This window comes from Amycolatopsis coloradensis, from assembly GCF_001953865.1.
GTDB classification, from domain to species: Bacteria; Actinomycetota; Actinomycetes; order Mycobacteriales; family Pseudonocardiaceae; genus Amycolatopsis; species Amycolatopsis coloradensis.
The window spans coordinates 783,718-799,500 of sequence record NZ_MQUQ01000005.1; the positions used below are offsets into that span (position 1 = coordinate 783,718).

13 protein-coding genes are annotated in these 15,783 nt (G+C 67.3%); 6 read left to right on the forward strand and 7 right to left on the reverse strand.

What is annotated here, in order from left to right:
• Positions 1-3: 3 nt before the first annotated feature.
• Positions 4-1,392: an FAD-binding oxidoreductase gene (locus BS329_RS13255; protein ID WP_076160294.1), complete on the reverse strand. Its 1,389-nt coding sequence runs from the start codon at positions 1,390-1,392 to the stop codon at positions 4-6.
• A gap of 182 nt (positions 1,393-1,574) precedes the next feature.
• Between BS329_RS13255 and BS329_RS13260 the strand changes: the two genes are divergently transcribed.
• Positions 1,575-2,363, forward strand: a complete 789-nt coding sequence (locus BS329_RS13260) for a Calx-beta domain-containing protein (protein ID WP_076159955.1) — start codon at positions 1,575-1,577, stop codon at positions 2,361-2,363.
• Here the strand turns inward: BS329_RS13260 and BS329_RS13265 are convergent.
• The gene (locus tag BS329_RS13265) at positions 2,347-5,334 is read right to left on the reverse strand and encodes an AfsR/SARP family transcriptional regulator (RefSeq protein WP_244197126.1); all 2,988 of its coding nucleotides are present in this window, start codon (positions 5,332-5,334) and stop codon (positions 2,347-2,349) included. The genes BS329_RS13260 and BS329_RS13265 overlap by 17 nt on opposite strands.
• 149 nt (positions 5,335-5,483) lie before the next feature.
• Here BS329_RS13265 and BS329_RS13270 point away from each other — a divergent pair, with 149 nt between their 5' ends.
• Complete coding sequence (locus BS329_RS13270; RefSeq protein WP_076159960.1) at positions 5,484-6,464, forward strand: hypothetical protein; 981 nt, start codon at positions 5,484-5,486, stop codon at positions 6,462-6,464.
• Positions 6,465-6,527: 63 nt separating this feature from the next.
• Here the strand turns inward: BS329_RS13270 and BS329_RS13275 are convergent, their stop codons facing one another.
• Together BS329_RS13275 and BS329_RS13280 are read right to left on the reverse strand one after the other, a co-directional pair.
• Entirely contained in the window at positions 6,528-7,025 is a 498-nt protein-coding gene (locus tag BS329_RS13275; RefSeq protein WP_076159963.1) for a DUF3830 family protein, read from the reverse strand.
• Positions 7,025-8,275, reverse strand: coding sequence for an aspartate aminotransferase family protein (locus tag BS329_RS13280; protein ID WP_076159965.1), 1,251 nt, complete (start codon positions 8,273-8,275; stop codon positions 7,025-7,027). Before BS329_RS13280 ends, BS329_RS13275 begins: the two co-directional genes overlap by 1 nt.
• An 89-nt stretch (positions 8,276-8,364) precedes the next feature.
• On the opposite strand from BS329_RS13280, the gene BS329_RS13285 reads away from it, so the two are divergent.
• From BS329_RS13285 to BS329_RS13295, 3 genes are all read left to right on the forward strand, one after another.
• Complete coding sequence (locus tag BS329_RS13285) at positions 8,365-9,828, forward strand: NAD-dependent succinate-semialdehyde dehydrogenase (RefSeq protein ID WP_076159967.1); 1,464 nt, start codon at positions 8,365-8,367, stop codon at positions 9,826-9,828.
• A gap of 11 nt (positions 9,829-9,839) precedes the next feature.
• Positions 9,840-10,913, forward strand: a complete 1,074-nt coding sequence (locus tag BS329_RS13290) for a tartrate dehydrogenase (RefSeq protein ID WP_076159970.1) — start codon at positions 9,840-9,842, stop codon at positions 10,911-10,913.
• Positions 10,914-11,956: 1,043 nt separating this feature from the next.
• A complete protein-coding gene (locus BS329_RS13295; RefSeq protein ID WP_076159973.1) occupies positions 11,957-12,433 on the forward strand; it encodes a DUF4262 domain-containing protein in 477 nt (158 codons plus the stop codon).
• A 4-nt stretch (positions 12,434-12,437) separates the two neighbouring features.
• Here BS329_RS13295 and BS329_RS13300 read toward each other — a convergent pair whose 3' ends face one another.
• The 3 genes from BS329_RS13300 to BS329_RS13310 are packed head-to-tail and all read right to left on the reverse strand — an operon-like array spanning position 12,438 to position 14,688.
• Positions 12,438-13,130, reverse strand: a complete 693-nt coding sequence (locus tag BS329_RS13300) for a GntR family transcriptional regulator (RefSeq protein ID WP_076159975.1) — start codon at positions 13,128-13,130, stop codon at positions 12,438-12,440.
• 3 nt (positions 13,131-13,133) lie between these two features.
• Positions 13,134-13,904, reverse strand: coding sequence for a maleate cis-trans isomerase family protein (locus tag BS329_RS13305; protein WP_076159978.1), 771 nt, complete (start codon positions 13,902-13,904; stop codon positions 13,134-13,136).
• A gap of 43 nt (positions 13,905-13,947) precedes the next feature.
• On the reverse strand, positions 13,948-14,688 hold the full coding sequence (locus tag BS329_RS13310) for a maleate cis-trans isomerase family protein (RefSeq protein WP_076159980.1): 741 nt from the start codon (positions 14,686-14,688) through the stop codon (positions 13,948-13,950).
• 100 nt (positions 14,689-14,788) lie between these two features.
• Here BS329_RS13310 and BS329_RS13315 point away from each other — a divergent pair, with 100 nt between their 5' ends.
• Positions 14,789-15,778, forward strand: a complete 990-nt coding sequence (locus tag BS329_RS13315) for a D-2-hydroxyacid dehydrogenase (protein WP_084749609.1) — start codon at positions 14,789-14,791, stop codon at positions 15,776-15,778.
• The last annotated feature ends 5 nt before the right edge of the window (positions 15,779-15,783 follow it).

The following is a 15,783-nucleotide window of genomic DNA, read 5'->3' on the forward strand; positions in this document are numbered from 1 at the left end:
CACTCACTTTTCAAGCCTCTCAGCGAAAAGAACGCCAGGGTTGAGGATCCCGGCGGGGTCGAAGCTCTCCTTGATCCGGCGCATCAGCGCGATCTTCGCCGGGTCCTCCAAGTCGAGGAAGTAGCCGGACTTGGCCTTCCCGAGGCCGTGCTCGCCGGAGATCGCGCCGCCGAGTTCCATGCCGAGCGCGAAGATGTCGGCCAGCAGCTTCTTCCGCTTCTCCTGGTCCTTGCAGAAGATGGCGAGGTGGACGTTGCCATCACCGGCGTGCCCGCAGCCGAGTGCGCCCGACTCGCGGGACAGCGCCATTTCCCTGGACCTGCGCAGGAATTCCGGCATCGCGGACCTGGGGACCACCACATCGATGATGTCGTCGGCCCCGACCGACTTGGCCGTCCAGAACGCCTTCTCGCGGGCCTCGATGAGCTTGCGCGCCGAACTGCCGTCGAGCACGTACACATCTATCGCGCCGACGTCGCCCAGTAGACCGCCGAGCTCTTCGATGTCGGCGTGCAGCCGGTTGTTGTCGCGGTTTTCCAGCGCCACCACCAGATACGCCTGCGCGGTGTCGCGGATCTTGTCCGGGACGCCGAGACTGAGCTTCTCGTTGTAGCTGATCGCCGCGAGCGTCAGGTTGTCGATGTATTCGAGGATATGCGGTGCCAGCCCGCTGGAGATGATCTTCGGGACGACGGTCATCACCTCGTCGAAGGTCTCGAACGGGGCGAGCACGGTGGCGCCGTGCGGCAGGCGCGGATACAGCTTCACGATGACTTCGGTCGCGATCGCGAGGGTGCCTTCGGAGCCGATGATCAGCTGGGTCAGGTCGTAGCCGGTCGACACCTTCGAGGTCTTGCCGCCGGTGCGGATGATCTCGCCGGTCGGCAGCACCGCCTGAAGGCCCACGACGTTGTGCCGCGTGACGCCGTACTTGACCGCGCGCATGCCGCCCGCGTTCGTCCCGACGTTGCCGCCGACACTCGCGCTCAGTTCACCGGGGTAGACCGTATAGCCGAGTCCGGCTTCGGCGGTCTTTTCGTCCAATTCGGACAGTGTGGCGCCGGGCTGGACGACGGCGACGTGGTTTACGGTGTCGATCTCCAGTACCGCGTTCATTCGCTCGAACGAGATCACCAGGCTGTCTTCGCGTGGTTGCGCACCGCCCGAGAGCCCGGTGCCCGATCCTCTCGCGGTCACCGGCACGCCGTGTTCGCCCGCTGCCTTGAGCAGCTCCGCGACCTCCTCGGCGCTTCCGGGTTTCGCCAGGTAGGCGGGCTGGTGCGGCGTGGCAGTCAATGCCTCGTCGTGTGCGTAGTCCTCGGGGATCGCCTCGCCTGAAAGCAGATTCGTTTCCCCGACGATCTCGGCGAACCGTGCCGCAACATCGCCCATCGACAGCCCTTCCTCGCGCGTCTTTGCCTGGTTACCGAAGCGTAGTACGTCATGGGCGGCGATGGCCATGAATCATTTTCATGTTTGCTGGTCACAACCTCGCGACAACCGCACTCGGTTACCCATGTCGCAGCGGGTCACGGCGGCCCGCCGGAAGGGGTGGACGCTCGATGGGACCAACGATGAGACGGATCGCGACGCTGGGGGCGGCGCTCGCGGTCACGTTCGGACTCACGGCACCGGTGGCCGAAGGCGGGGAAGCGGGCTGCACGGCGCCCGTGGTGAACGTCAGTGGCGTCAGCCAGGCCGAGGGAACCAGCACCGGGTACACCACCCTCCTCTTCACCGTTTCCGTCGCCGACGGCGGTTGCGCGCCGCAGGGCTCGGTCGAGTACCGGACGATCGAAGGCAACGGCTCGCCGATCGATCCGGCGTTCACCGCCAACGAAGGCGTCGACTACCTGCCGAGCGCCGGCACGCTGACCTGGTCCGGGAGTGCGGACGCGCGGACCGTCGCGGTCAAGGTCCGCGCCGACGCCCTCGTCGAGAACGACGAGATGTTCTCCCTCCGCCTTCACGGCGAGAAGGGCGTGCGGATCGGCCACAGCGTCGGAGTCGCTTGGGTGGCTGACGACGACTCGGCCAAGACCGCGCCGCTTGCCACCACCCAGGAAGGTGAGATCTGCTGGTCGATCCCGCCCCATTTCGCGCCGGGATCGACCTGCAAGGTGCCCATCGTGCTCTCCCGGCCGTGGACAGGACCGCTCACGATCCGCTATCGCACCGAGGGCTCCGGTCACGTGCCGGTGAAGGACGGTGTCGTCACCTTCCAGCGCGGTGAGACCAGGGGATACGCCGAATTCACGTACCTGCCCGGTCAAGCGGGAAAGGCGCGGGTCGAGTTCTTCGAGCCGTCGCAGGGCAGGCTCGTGTACGCGACCTCGACCGTGGTGATCAGCCCCGCCCGGTGACGAGGTCGGCGTCGGCCGTCGCGTTCGCCCGCCGGTACAGCTCGATCGCTCGAGCCCAGTGGGTGGCCGCGGCGGCCGTGTCGCCGCATCGCGCCTCCAAATCGCCGAGGTCACGGTGCAGGTGAGCCTCCTCGTACGGATCCGGGACGCCCGCCCGGACGGCGAGGCCGCGCTCAAGGTTTTCCCTCGCCGCCACGAGGTCGCCGAGCCCCAGGTGGGCGCGGCCGAGCCGGTCGAGCGCGGCGGCTTCGCTGTGCCGATTCCCGACGTCCCGGCTGATCGACAGCGCCTGGTCGAAGTCGTCCCGCGCGGCAAGGAAGTCGCGGCGGGAAAGGTGGACCTGACCGGCGTGCAGCAGTGATTCCCACTCCTGCCACCGGTCGCCGATCGCGCGGGACGCGGCCAGTGCCTTTCCGAGATGTTCCAGCGCGACGTCGTGATCGCCGAGTTCTTCGTAGGCCTCGCCGAGCGTGTCCAGGGTGGCGGCCTCCAGCCGGGCGTTGCCGAGTTCGCGGAACGTCTCCAGCGCGGCCGTCAGCGGGGTGAGCCCGTCCATCGGCTGACCGCGCCGGATGCAGGCGTGGCCGAGATTGCGCTGGGACAGCGCGCGCCCGAGCCGGTTGCCCGCCGCGGTGCACCGTTCCACCGCGAGCTGGTAGGCGGTGATCGCCTCGTCGAACCGGCGCAACGCGGCATAGGCGTTCGCGGTGTTGTTGTAGATATGCCCTTCGCCTTCGAGATCCCCCGCCGCGCGGGCGGCCTTCAACGCGCGGGCGTTGGTTTCGAGCGCGTCGGTCAGCCTGCGGGTCATGAAGTAGGCCGCGCCCAGCGCGCGCAGCATTTCCGCCTCCGCCAAGGGATCATCGAGTTCCGCGGCCGCCGCGGCGCCTTCGCGGCAGAGTCCGATCCGCTCGTTCCAGCCGCCCGTGGTGTCGTAGAAACTGGTGAGCAGATAGGTGAGCTGCCAGGCGGCGGTGTTGCGGCCGTGTTCGCGCGCGAACCGCACCACGGGCAGCAGATTCGCGCGTTCGGCACCCAGGAACGCCAGTGCCGCACGCCTTTCCGCCGGGAACGGCCGCTCGGGCGCCGGGTGGCGCAACGCCGGGGTGACCAGATCGCGGTTCGGATCGATGATCCGGTTCGCCTCGGCGGCGACGTGCAGGTACCAATCGATCAGCCGGTCCGCCGCCTCGGCGCGGCTCGACGGCGTTTCGTCGGCGCGAGCGCACGCGACGGCGAATTCGCGGATCAGATCGTGGAAGCGGTAGCGGTCCGGGCCCGCCGGGGTGACCAGATGCGCGGCGGACAGCTCGGCGACCGCGGCCCGGCCCGCTTCGGTGGGCACCCCGCACAACGCGCTTCCGAGAGCCGAGCTGAACGACGTCCCCGGAGTCGACCCGGCCAGCCGGAACAGGTGCGCCGGAGCGTGCTGCAACGGCAGATAGGCGCTCGCGAGAACGGTTTCGACGGTCCGGGAATCTCCTTGTACCGCAAGGGTTTCCAGCCGTCCGACGCCGGTGAGTTCGCGGGTCAGGTCCGCGATCGGACGGCCGGGTTCACCGGTCAGGCGCGCGGCGGCGATCCGCAACGCCAGCGGCATCCCGTCGCACAGCCTGGCCAGCCGCGCGGCCTGTTCGGGTTCGCGGGCGACCCGATCGGCGCCCAGCACCCGGGTGAGCAGGGTCATCGACTCCGGATCGGCCAGCGCGTCGAGGGCGAGCACGCGGACGGCGTGCCTGCTGCCGAGCGCGGCCAGGGTCTGCCTGCTGGTCACGATCAGCATCGCCTCCGCCGTCCCCGGGACGAGCGGCAGGATCTGGTCGACGCCGCCCGCGTTGTCGGCGACGATCACACAACGCCTGCCGTGCAGCAGCGAGCGGTAGAGCGCCGCGCGTTCGGGTGTCGCGTCGGGCAGCCGATCGTCGGGGAGGCCGAGCCCCCGCGACAGATGGGCGAGCGCGTCACCCGGCGAGACCGCTTCTTGCGGGTCGTGGCCGGCGAGGTCGAGGAAGAGCTGCCCGTCGGGGAAGCGGTCCGCGATGTGGTGCGCCCACTGCACGGCGAGCGCGGATTTCCCCATCCCGGCGGCGCCGGAGATGACCACGACCGGCGGTTCGGGTTCGTCGAGCAGCCGGTCCAGCGACGCGAGTTCCTGCTGCCGTCCGGTGAAATGCCCGACACGGGCGGGAAGCTGGGCGGGCGCCGTTCCCCGCGCGGGCGCGTCGAGTTCGGGCGCCCGGCGCAGGATCGCCGTATGCAGTTCCACCAGCTCCGGGCCGGGGTCGGCACCGAACTCCTCGGCGAGGCCCCGGCGCACGGACTGGAAGGTTTCGAGTGCTTCGGCGTGCCTGCCACAGCGATGCAGGGCGAGCATGTGCAGTGCGGCGAGCCGTTCGCGATGGGGATGGCTCGCCCGCAGACGTGGCAGTTCCCGGACGACCTCGTCGTGGCCACCGAGCCGGAGTTCGGCGTCCCACAGCTCTTCCCAGGCGGACAGCCACAGCTCCTGGAGGCGTTCGACCTCGCGTAGTCCCCAGCCGTCCAGTTCGGCGTCCGCGAAGGCTTCGCCGCGCCAGAGCCGCAACGCCTCGCGCAAGGCTGTCACCGCCTGGCCGGGATTGTTCCGTTTGGCGGCACGAAGTTCCTCTTCGAAACGGAGCGCGTCGACAGAGGACGGCGCGACCGTCAAGACGTACCCGGGTTTGCGCGTCAGCAGGACCGGCGGGAACCCGCAGTCCTCCAGCGCCTGCCGAATCCTGGCGACGTGGCTGTGCAGGGTCTTCACCGCGGTTCGGGGCGGGTCCTCGCCCCAGAGGACGTCGACCAGCCGGGGGATCGGCACGATCGTGCCCGCGTGCAGTGCCAATACGCCGAGCACGGCTCGCTGGCGGGCGCCGTGGAACTCCGCCCGCCCGGTGGGACCGATCGCTTCGACCGGGCCCAGCACCCGCAATTCCCCTGGCCCGGGCACCCTGCTCCCTCCGGCATGTGACCTCGGTGAGCGTATCCGGGCGAAGACGCACCGAAATCGGCCAATTAGGGCACAAGATCCCGACAACCGCGCCACAACCGGCCTGTCCGACGGTCAGCAGGTCGAATGTTTCGCCCAAGGAGGGAAACATGATCAGCAGGAACCCGCGGCGCCGTCGGACCTTGATCGCCTCGGCCGCACTGGCCGTCGCGACGTTGTTCGCAGGTGTCGCACCGGCGGCGCAGGCCGCACCGGAAGCCCGCAGCGACGTCTTCATCCGGGACAACGGAAACGATTACGGATACGAGGACTCGTCCGGCTCGCTCTACTCCAGCCCCGACGTCCGGGTGTGCTTCACGCAGATCCTGTGCGCCACCGACGACCCGATCGTCCAGGGCGGTGATGCCTTCATCCACGTCACGCTGAACCGCCCCGGCCCGTACGGGGACGGATACGAGAAGGGGAACCTGCAGGTCTGGTACACCAAACAGGGCACCGTGGCCCAGTGGCCGAACCAGTGGAACTACATCGGTTCGGCCGCCGACGTGGACGTGCCCTACGGCACCAAGACGGTCGTCATCCCGTGGAAGGTCCCGATCGGCTCGCACTTCTGCCTGCTGGCACGGTGGCTCTCGCCGACCGACCTGCCGACGGAAGGCCTGAGCACGTCCATCAACACCCGGAAGAACAACAACATCGCCTGGCACAACGTGAACGCGGTGCCCGCGAAGATCAAGATCCCGCAGTTCCGGCCGATCGTGTTCGGCTGGGACGGTCGTGAACCCACGGCGGTCGGCGACATCGTCTTCACCCAGCCGGGCAAACCGTTCACCGGTCCGGGACGAATCACCATCAACCTCGGTCCCGACCTCGCCGCACGCTGGCGGGCAGGCGGCGCGAAGGGTGAGGGCATCGAACGGGTCGGCGAGACCGAACTCGCCATCGTGAACCCGCAGAAGGCCCGGATCAGCGGGCTCACCTTCAAGTCGGGTGAGCAGGTGCCCGCCCAGTTGAGCTTCACCGCGGGCGCCGAGGCTCTCGGCGGGAAGTACACCGTCCACGTTACCCAGGTCGACCAGCGCGGCAACGAAGTCGGCGGCGTCGAATACCGGATCACCGGCGTCCAGTAAAGCCAGGGAGGGGTGCCGGCCTGTGGGCGGTGAGGGTGGGGAACCCTCACCGCCCACAGGTTTTCACGCGCGTGCGAACGAGAGCGTCTCGCCCTCGACACCTCGCAGCCAGAGGTCCTGCGCGGCCTCCGCCATTTCGGCCAGTCCCTCTTCGATCGTCGCGAACACGTTGCCGGGCACCCAGCCCGCGTCACCGTTGATCAGCAGGTTGTTGCGGCCGTAGAAGATCGCGAGATCCGTCGCGCCCTGGTCGCTGTGCGCCTCACTGTCGTCGTCGTAGCCATACGCCGGGTTGCCGATCTCCCACGCCTCGAACCCGAAGTACACGACATCGCCCGGAATCGGCGTCACCGTGGGGTTTTCCCGGCCCGGCTTCGGTTCGGCGAAGGGCGGCACGAGGGTGTAGACCTCGTTGCGCGCGTACTTCGCGTGATAGGCCGAACCGCTCTGCGGCAAGGCGTCCCACACCGCGCGACAGGTTCGCGGGGCTTCGGCGTCGAGCAGCCGGGCCCGGCACGAGACTCCGCGTTTGTCGAGGGTGATCGTGATGTAGCGGGCCATCACTCGACCCCTGCCACGACGTCACCCCAGATCCGCAGCGCTTCGTCGACCTGCTCGGCGTCGACGATCAGCGGCGGGACCATCCGGACGACGTTCATGTACGCCCCGCAGGTCAGCAGCAGCAGTCCGTTGGCGGACGCGGCTTTCTGGGCCGCCTGGGCCTTCGCCGTGTCCGGTTCGCCGTCCGGCGTGGTGAACTCGGAACCGACCAGCAGCCCCAGCCCACGGACGTCACCGATCGACGGCGACTTGTCCGCGATCACCCGCACACCTTCGAGCAGCTGGCGTCCGCGTTCGGCGGCGTTCTCGACCAGTCCCTCCCGCTGGATCACCTCGAGTGTCGCGATCGCCGCCGCGCAGGCCACCGCGTTGCCGCCGTAGGTACCGCCCTGCGAACCGGGGAGCGCCTTCGCCATCAGTTCCTCGGACGCGGCGATGCCCGAGATCGGGAACCCACTCGCGAGTCCCTTCGCGATGAGCACTATGTCCGGGCGCACCCCGAAGTGGTCGTGCCCCCAGAACTTGCCCGTCCGGCCGAAGCCGGTCTGGATCTCGTCCATCACCAGCAGGATTCCGTGCTTGTCCGCGCGTTCCCGGATCCCGGCCAGGAACTCGGGGTTCGCCGGGACGTACCCGCCCTCGCCGAGCACCGGCTCGATGAAGAACGCGGCCGTCTCGTTCGGCGCGCAGACCGTCGCGAACAGGTAGTCGAGCTCGCGCAGGGCGAACTTCGTCGCGGTCTCCTCGTCCCAGCCGTAGTGGAAGGCGTACGGGAAGGGCGCGACGTGCACACCGGACATCAGCGGCGAGATCCCGGCGCTGAATCGCGTGCCCGAGGTCGTCATGGTCGCCGCCGCGACGGTCCGGCCGTGGAAACCGCCCTGGAACACGATGACGTTGGGCCGCTTGGTCGCCTGACGTGACAGCCGGAGCGCCGCCTCGACCGCCTCGCTGCCCGAGTTCGCGTAGAAGAGGGAATTCAGGCCCTCCGGCAGGACGCCGCCCAGCTTCTCGGTCAGTTCCAGCATCGGCTTGTGCATGACCGTCGTGTACTGCCCGTGGATGAGTTTGCCGATCTGCTCCTGCGCGGCGCTCACCACGTGCGGATGGCAGTGGCCGGTGCTGGTCACGCCGATACCGGCGGTGAAATCCAGGTGACGTTTGCCATCGGTGTCGTAGAGGTACACCCCTTCACCGTGGTCGACCACGACCGGCGTTGCCTGCTTGAGCAGCGGTGATAGCTGAGCCATGGGCTGCGCTCCTAGGTCGGCTGAAGCTGTTGTCGATTGTTGACAATATCCATAGCATGGCGTTCGGGACAACATGGAGGAGCGTTGGGATGAGCTCGATCAGTGAGGCCGGCGTAGTCGCGGCGGTCGACAAGGAACTGTTCATCGGCGGCAAATGGGTGCCCGCCACGAGCGGGAAGACCTTCCCCGTTCTCGACCCCTCGACAGGTGAAGCCCTGTGCGAGGTGGCCGACGCGTCACCGGCGGACGGTGTCAGCGCACTCGACGCCGCCGTCGCCGCTCAGGCCGACTGGGCGAACGTCGCCCCGCGCGAACGCGGCGAGATCCTGCGCCGCGCCTACGAGCTGCTCGTAAAGCGTGCCGACGAACTCGCGCTGCTGATGACTCTCGAGATGGGCAAGCCGCTCGCGGAGTCGAAAGGCGAGATCACCTACGCGGCTGAATTCTTCCGCTGGTTCGCGGAAGAGGCCGTCCGGATCGGCGGTGGCTATGCCGTCGCGCCCAACGGCGCCGGCCGCTTCCTGGTGACGAAGCAGCCCGTCGGGCCGTGTCTGCTGATCACACCGTGGAACTTTCCCATGGCGATGGGCACCCGCAAGATCGGGCCCGCGGTCGCGGCAGGCTGCACGATGATCATCAAGCCCGCTGCTCAAACCCCCCTTTCGATGCTGGCCCTCGCGGCGATCCTCGCCGAAGCGGGACTGCCCGAAGGTGTGCTGAACGTGCTCACGACGTCGGACTCCGGCGGCGTGATGGAGCCGCTGATCCGCGACGGCCGCGCCCGGAAACTGTCCTTCACCGGCTCGACCGGCGTCGGGCGGAAGCTGTTGGAACAGTGTGCGGACAAGGTGCTCCGCACCTCGATGGAACTCGGTGGCAACGCTCCTTTCCTGGTCTTCGAAGACGCCGACCTCGACGCGGCGGTCGAAGGCGCGATGACCGCGAAGATGCGCAATATCGGCGAGGCCTGCACGGCCGCGAACCGCTTCTATGTCCAGCGTGGCATCGTCGGCGAGTTCTCCCGGCGCCTCACCGAGCGCATGGAGGCCCTGCCGATGGGGCGCGGCACCGAGGAAGGTGTCGTCGTCGGCCCGCTCATCGATGAGGCCGCGGTCGAGAAGGTGAGTGGCCTCGTCGCGGACGCCACCGAGCGAGGAGCACGCGTGCTCACCGGTGGGTCTACTGTGGACGGTCCGGGTAACTTCTATCAGGCCACGGTGCTCACCGATGTGCCCAAGGACGCCAGGCTCGCTTCAGAGGAGATCTTCGGCCCGGTCGCCCCGATCACCCCGTTCGACAGCGAGGACGAGGCCATCGCGGCGGCGAACGACACCGAATTCGGTCTCGTGTCCTACGTGTACACCTCCGATCTCAAACGGGCATTCCGGGTTTCGGAACGACTGGAGGCCGGCATGATCGGCCTCAACCAGGGGCTGGTCTCGAACCCGGCGGCTCCGTTCGGCGGGATCAAGCAGTCGGGACTCGGTCGTGAAGGCGGCACCGTCGGTATCGACGAGTTCCTCGAGACCAAGTACATCGCGGTGGCTCTGTGACTTCTGGAGCGGTGAGTTCTCAAGGGGCGGCTTCCTACCGCATCGCCAGCATTCCCGGCGACGGGATCGGTGTCGACGTCACGGTCGAGGCCCGCAAGGTCCTCGACCGCGCGGCGGTGTCACACGGTTTCTCCTTGTCTTGGAAAGAATTCGACTGGAGCTGTGAGCGGTACACCAAAATCGGCTCGATGATGCCGAACGACGGAATCGAGCAGCTTTCCCGGTTCGACGGGATCTTCCTCGGTGCCGTCGGCTTTCCCGGTGTTCCGGACCATGTCTCGTTGTGGGGCCTCCTCATTCCGGTGCGGCGCGCGTTCACCCAGTACGTCAATCTCCGGCCGGTCCGGCTGCTGCCGGGAACGACGTCGGCGCTGGCAGGCCGGAGCGCCGAAGAGCTGGAGATGGTGATCGTCCGCGAGAACTCCGAGGGTGAATATTCGGAGATCGGCGGCAGGCACAATCGTGGTCAAGGGAACGAGTTCGTCTTACAGGAATCCGTGTTCACGCGGGTCGGGGTGGAGCGGATCATCCGTTACGCCTTCGAGCTGGCGAAGACGCGGACAGGACGCGTTTGCTCGGCGACGAAGTCCAACGGGCTCATTCACTCGATGCCGTTCTGGGACGAGATCTTCCTCGAAATCGCTTCGGAATATCCGGACGTGCACGCCGAACAGTGCCATGTCGACGCGCTCGCCGCGCGGATGGTGCAGGCGCCGGACCGGCTCGACGTCGTGGTCGCTTCCAATCTGTTCGGCGACATCCTGAGCGACCTGGCGGCGGCCGTGACGGGAGGGCTCGGAATGGCGCCTTCGGGCAACATCAATCCATCTGGTGAGTTTCCTTCCATGTTCGAGGCGGTGCACGGCAGCGCTCCCGACATCGCCGGACAGGGCATCGCGAATCCGGTGGCGCAGATCCTGGCGGGTGCGATGCTGCTCGACCATCTCGGGGAAACCGCCGCGGCACAAGACGTTCGCGCCGCGGTGGAGAAGGTTCTCGAGGAGGGGACCGTGCAGACCCCTGACCTCGGCGGGAAGTCCACCACCGCCGAACTCGGGTCTGCGGTGGTCGCCGCTCTATCTTGAACCATCCGCATAGTGGCGTGTCAAGTCCTGGGGATGTCATGAACGGATCTTTCATGACATCCCGGGGTGACGTGGTTGGCTAGCGACGCGTGATCTTTCGGGTCTTACACGTGATTGGACGGCGATCGCTCGTGATTGGACGGCGATCATGCGTGATTGGGTGGCGATCACGCGTAACCGCCGTCCAATCACGCATGATCGCCGTCTGATCACGCGTAACCGCCGCCTGATCACGTGAGATCGCCTTCTGCGGAAAGAAGCCAAACGTCAAGCAGGCAGGATCACGCGACGCGAGCGACGCGCGTTAAGTACATGAAGGCCTCCTTCCTTGCGCTAGGCGCAGTGAAGGGGGCCTTCATGTACTTCTTGACGGTAAGGCAACGGTGTCGTGGTGGTAGCCCGGGCTCAGGCCGGCCGAAAGGTTGCACCACGCTGCGGGTTTAAGGCAGTGGCCGTGGGGCGCTTCTCTCGTCCTGAAGGCTTGCTCGTCGGCGGCAGCGGGTAGGTGCCGGTCGGCGACAGCCAGGTGAAGGTGTGCGCGTGGCCTCGGACGGTGTGTGTGGATATGGACTTTGAGTGTCTATCCACACACACCTTCTGGATCTGGTGGTCGCCGGGACTCCTCGTGCGGGACTGTGTGGATTTCTGGTCATCCAACGCCCCGAAATCCACACAGTGAGGGCTGCGGTCCCCCAGCGGACCGCGCTCGAAAACGACACTTTCCTTACCTGATAACAACATCGTGCTCCACGGTGCCCGGATTTCCCACGTCGGGTGGTCAGGGTCGTATGGCGCTTTGGGTCTGGTGGACCTGTCTGAGTCCTCTGTGGTCGTCAACCTCGGACGCGCTCGCGGCCCACCTGCCCTGCCGCGCGAATTCAAGTCGATAAATACGTCAAGATTCTTGCAATCACTTGCCCCGCAACAAGAAACCGCAGAAGCGAGTACTCCGAATCGCCCGAGCGCGCACCCGGGTCGCGAGTTTTTGTCGGTGCCCCGGTGCACAGTGTCGATCATCGAATTCGACGACTGGAGGAGTGCCGATGTGCTGGCATTGCGACAACCCCGGGAAGACCCGCGACGACTACCTCCTCGAGGAGGTCCGTCCGCTGATCCGGAAGTACGGCTGGATGGTGCAGACCGTCGAGCGTGGAGCCGCCCATCCTGGCTTCGCCTACACGGTCGGGCTCACCGACGCCGGGCTGCCGGAGCTCGTCGTCACCGGCCTGAGAGAGCGAAGATCCGGTCAGCTGCTGAACTATTTCGCTCAGGAGGTGGTCCGGTCGGGGCCGCCGGAATGTGGTGAGGTGCTGCCCGCGGCGGTGGGGTGGCCCGCGTTCGAGGTCGTTCCGCTCAGTTCTCCTTCGGCGCACATGCTGACCGCCGTTCTCTTGTACGGTGATGATTTCCGTGCCCTGCAACTGGTTTACGAGGACGAGCACGGATACTGGCCGTGGGACAAGGAGTTTCGCGGCGGAACCGGCGGGCAGCCGGTGCTGGGGGCGCGGGGCCGTGGCTGAATTCCTAAGGCACGGCGGGAGCTTCGCCCTCTCGCAGGCTGGTTCCCGGGGCCAGCCGCTGGACCGCGTCCTCCATATGGGCTTCCAGCAACGACAGCGCGGTCTCTTCGTCGCCCGCACGCAGTGCCTCGATGATGCGGGTGTGCTCGGTGACCCGTTCTTCAACCCGCTGGTAGGTCCCCTGCAGTGCGGTGAGGCACATCCGGGTCTCGATCAGCAGGGTGCGGGCCATGCGCACGAGCCGCTTGCTGCCGGAAGCGGCGATCAATGCCTCGTGGAAACGGAGGTCCGCCCACGACAGGGCGGTCGGATCGTCGTCGTCGGCGGCGGCGGCCATGGCACCCACGGCTTGTTCGAGTTCGGTGGCGACCTTCTCCCGGTCACCGCGCAGGGCTCGCAGCATCGCGGCGCGCTCGATGGCCGAGCGGGCCGAGTAGATGTCGTAGACGTCGCCGGGTTCAAGGTCGATCACGAACAGGCCGCGGTGACGCTCGCTGCGCAGGAGTCCCTCGGAGACGAGGTGCTGCATCGCCTCTCGCAGCGGCCCCCGCGAAACTTGGAACCGGGAGGCCAGGTCGGTTTCCCCGAGCTGGGTGCCGGGCGGAAGAGCGCCGGTCATGATCGCGTCACGCAACTGGCGCGCGATGATCCCGGCGGTCGATTCCCGGCTGACCGGCTCGATATCCGGCAAGGACATGGTTCAGTTGCCTCTCTTGCCGAACAGGGCGCCCAGTGTCCGGACGAGCGGGGACTTCCCGGCGAGCCGCAGGCCCTCCCAGACGGTGACCTGATTGGCGGTCAGCACCGGTTTGCCGAGCCGGGTCTCCAGCGTGTTGATCTCACCGAGCGTCCGCATGGCGGTGTCGGGCACGAGCAGCGCGTCGGCGGACGGGTGGTCGCGGCTCACCGCGAGTTCGATGACGGCTTCCGGGCTGAGTTCGCCGACCTCGGCGGCGGTGTCGATGTCCGCACTGCCCATCGAGACCACTTCGATCCCGCCCGCGCCGAGGAACTCGACGAACAATCCGGCGATGTCGTCCGGGTAGCTGGCGGCGACCGCGACCCGCCGGACACCGAGTGCCTGAGCGGCGTGGACGAAGGCGAAGGAGGTGCTCGACGCCGGGACGCCTGAGACAGCGGCCAGCCGGTCGGCCTGATCGCGGGCGCCTTCCCAGCCGTAGACGAAGCTGCCGCTGGTGCATGCCCACACCACCGCGTCCGGTTCGTGTTTGGCCAGCAGTGCGGCGCCGTCGGCGAGACGGCCTTCGCTACCGAGGTCCAGTAGCTCGGGTACGGCGTGCAGATCGGTCCCGTAGATGTGCTCGACCGGCAGCTTGATCCCGGCCATGTCCCCGCCGAGGAGCTGCTCCGCGAGCGGGTAGTCGTCTTCGGCCGCGTGATCGGGGTAGATGAACCCGATCGTGGTCGTCTCGGACGGCGGCTCGGGCGGGGTGAGCGGCGTGATGGGCACGGAACCTCCGGGGGCAGATTGTCGACAATCGTAGGGGAAGAGGTCAGTCGACCTCGCGGAGCCACTTGCCGGGCCCGACGATCGGCAGGTGCATCCGCCGGAGGCAGGCCCACATCGTGAGCTGGTTCGCGGTGAGGACGGGTTTGCCGAGCGCGCTTTCGAGCGGCTCGATCAGATCGTAGGTGGGGAGGTTGGTGCAGCTGACGAAGATGGCGTCCGCGTCGGCGTGGTCGGCGGCGAGGATGCGCTCGGCGATGGTCCGGTAGCTGACCTTCCAGATGCCGCCACCCAGGCCGAGGTGGTCGCTCGAGACGGTGTGCACGTCGAGTTCGGCCAGGAAGTCGTGCAGCTTCCCGGTCAGGTCGCCGTCGTAGGGCGTCAGTATCGAGACCCGCTGGAGGTCGAGCTGGTGCAGGACCTCGGCCAGCGCCCCGGAAGTGGTGACGGCGTCCGGTGCGCCGGCGTCGCAGATCGCCTTGGTCAAGGAGCGTTCGTAGTCCACACCGTTGACGAAACTGCCGGAGGTGCACAGGTAGGCGACGACTTCGGGCTCCACGTGGAGCACGTCTCTCGTGGCGGCGGCGAGATGCCTGCTGTCACTGACGAGCTGGGCCATCTCCATGCTGACGGGCACGGGTTCGTACGGCGTCCGCGCCAGATGAAGGGAGACTTCCATGGGCACCCAGCGCCACAGCTCGCGTTCCAGGGCGAGGTCGAACGGAGCGATCACGCCGATGCCGCGTTGCGCCAAGGGCCCTTCGAACTCCAATAAGTCGAAATCCAAGTTTCAGCCTCCGGAGAACTTCTGCTGTCACAGGTCCGGTGCTCCGGGGGTCGTTCCTCGGATTGTTGACAATCATACGAGCCACTTTTACGGTGTCAATGTGATCGCCTCGGAGACCCCTGTTCTGGCGGTGCTCTGCGGAGACGCACGCCCACCGGATATGCGCGCTATCGAAGCCGAAGCGGTGGTTCGTTACACCGACGAGGCCGGGTTGGCCGATGCGTTGTCCGGAGCTGACGCGCTCTTCGTCTACGACTTCCTGTCGACCGCCGTTCCGGGTGCCTGGCCCGCGGCCGACCGGCTTCGCTGGCTGCACATCGCCAGCGCGGGGGTCGATTCCGTGCTGTTTCCCGGGTTGCAGGCCAGCGATGTCGTGCTCACCAACTCGCGCGGGGTGTTCGACGGGGCGATCGCCGAGTACGTCCTCGGTGTCGTCCTCACGTTCGCCAAGGACTTCGTACGTTCGTGGGACCTGCAACGGCAAGGGCAGTGGAAGCATCGGGAGAGTGAACGTGTCTCCGGCCGCCGGGTCCTCGTGGTCGGCACCGGGCCGATCGGCCGGTCGATCGCGCGGCTGCTGCGAGCCGCCGGGATGTCGGTGGCCGGTGTCGGGCGACGTGCCCGCACGGGCGATCCCGACTTCGGGGACGTGTACGCGTCCTCGGAGCTGGTACGCCATCTGCCCGAGGTGGACTACGTCGTCGCGGTCGCGCCACTGACGGAGCAGACGAAGGGCATGTTCGACGCCGAGACCTTCGCCGCGATGAAACCCGGCGCGCGGTTCGTCAACGTCGGCCGCGGTGAACTGGTCGTCACCTCCGATCTGGTCGGCGCGCTGCGGGAAGGGCGGCTCGGTGGTGCGGCGCTCGACGTCTTCGACACCGAGCCGCTGCCGTCGGAGAGTCCTTTGTGGACTATGGAGAACGTACTGATCTCGCCGCATATGTCGGGTGACTTCGTCGGCTGGCGGAATACTCTGGTAGAGGTGTTCGCGGACAACTTCCGTCGCTGGCGCGCGGGGGAGCCACTGCGCAACGTCGTGGACAAGCAGCTCGGGTACGTGCCGTCGGAGACGCTTCGCCAAGGTTAGGGGCC

Excerpts from the sequence above, each read along its gene's own strand:
- BS329_RS13295 (WP_076159973.1), top strand. The coding sequence starts at position 11,957 with ATGTGCTGGCATTGCGACAACCCCGGGAAGACCCGCGACGACTACCTC.
- BS329_RS13255 (WP_076160294.1), bottom strand. The coding sequence starts at position 1,392 with ATGGGCGATGTTGCGGCACGGTTCGCCGAGATCGTCGGGGAAACGAAT.
- BS329_RS13260 (WP_076159955.1), top strand. The coding sequence starts at position 1,575 with ATGAGACGGATCGCGACGCTGGGGGCGGCGCTCGCGGTCACGTTCGGA.
- BS329_RS13300 (WP_076159975.1), bottom strand. The coding sequence starts at position 13,130 with ATGTCCTTGCCGGATATCGAGCCGGTCAGCCGGGAATCGACCGCCGGG.
- BS329_RS13280 (WP_076159965.1), bottom strand. The coding sequence starts at position 8,275 with ATGGCTCAGCTATCACCGCTGCTCAAGCAGGCAACGCCGGTCGTGGTC.
- BS329_RS13285 (WP_076159967.1), top strand. The coding sequence starts at position 8,365 with ATGAGCTCGATCAGTGAGGCCGGCGTAGTCGCGGCGGTCGACAAGGAA.
- BS329_RS13275 (WP_076159963.1), bottom strand. The coding sequence starts at position 7,025 with ATGGCCCGCTACATCACGATCACCCTCGACAAACGCGGAGTCTCGTGC.
- BS329_RS13270 (WP_076159960.1), top strand. The coding sequence starts at position 5,484 with ATGATCAGCAGGAACCCGCGGCGCCGTCGGACCTTGATCGCCTCGGCC.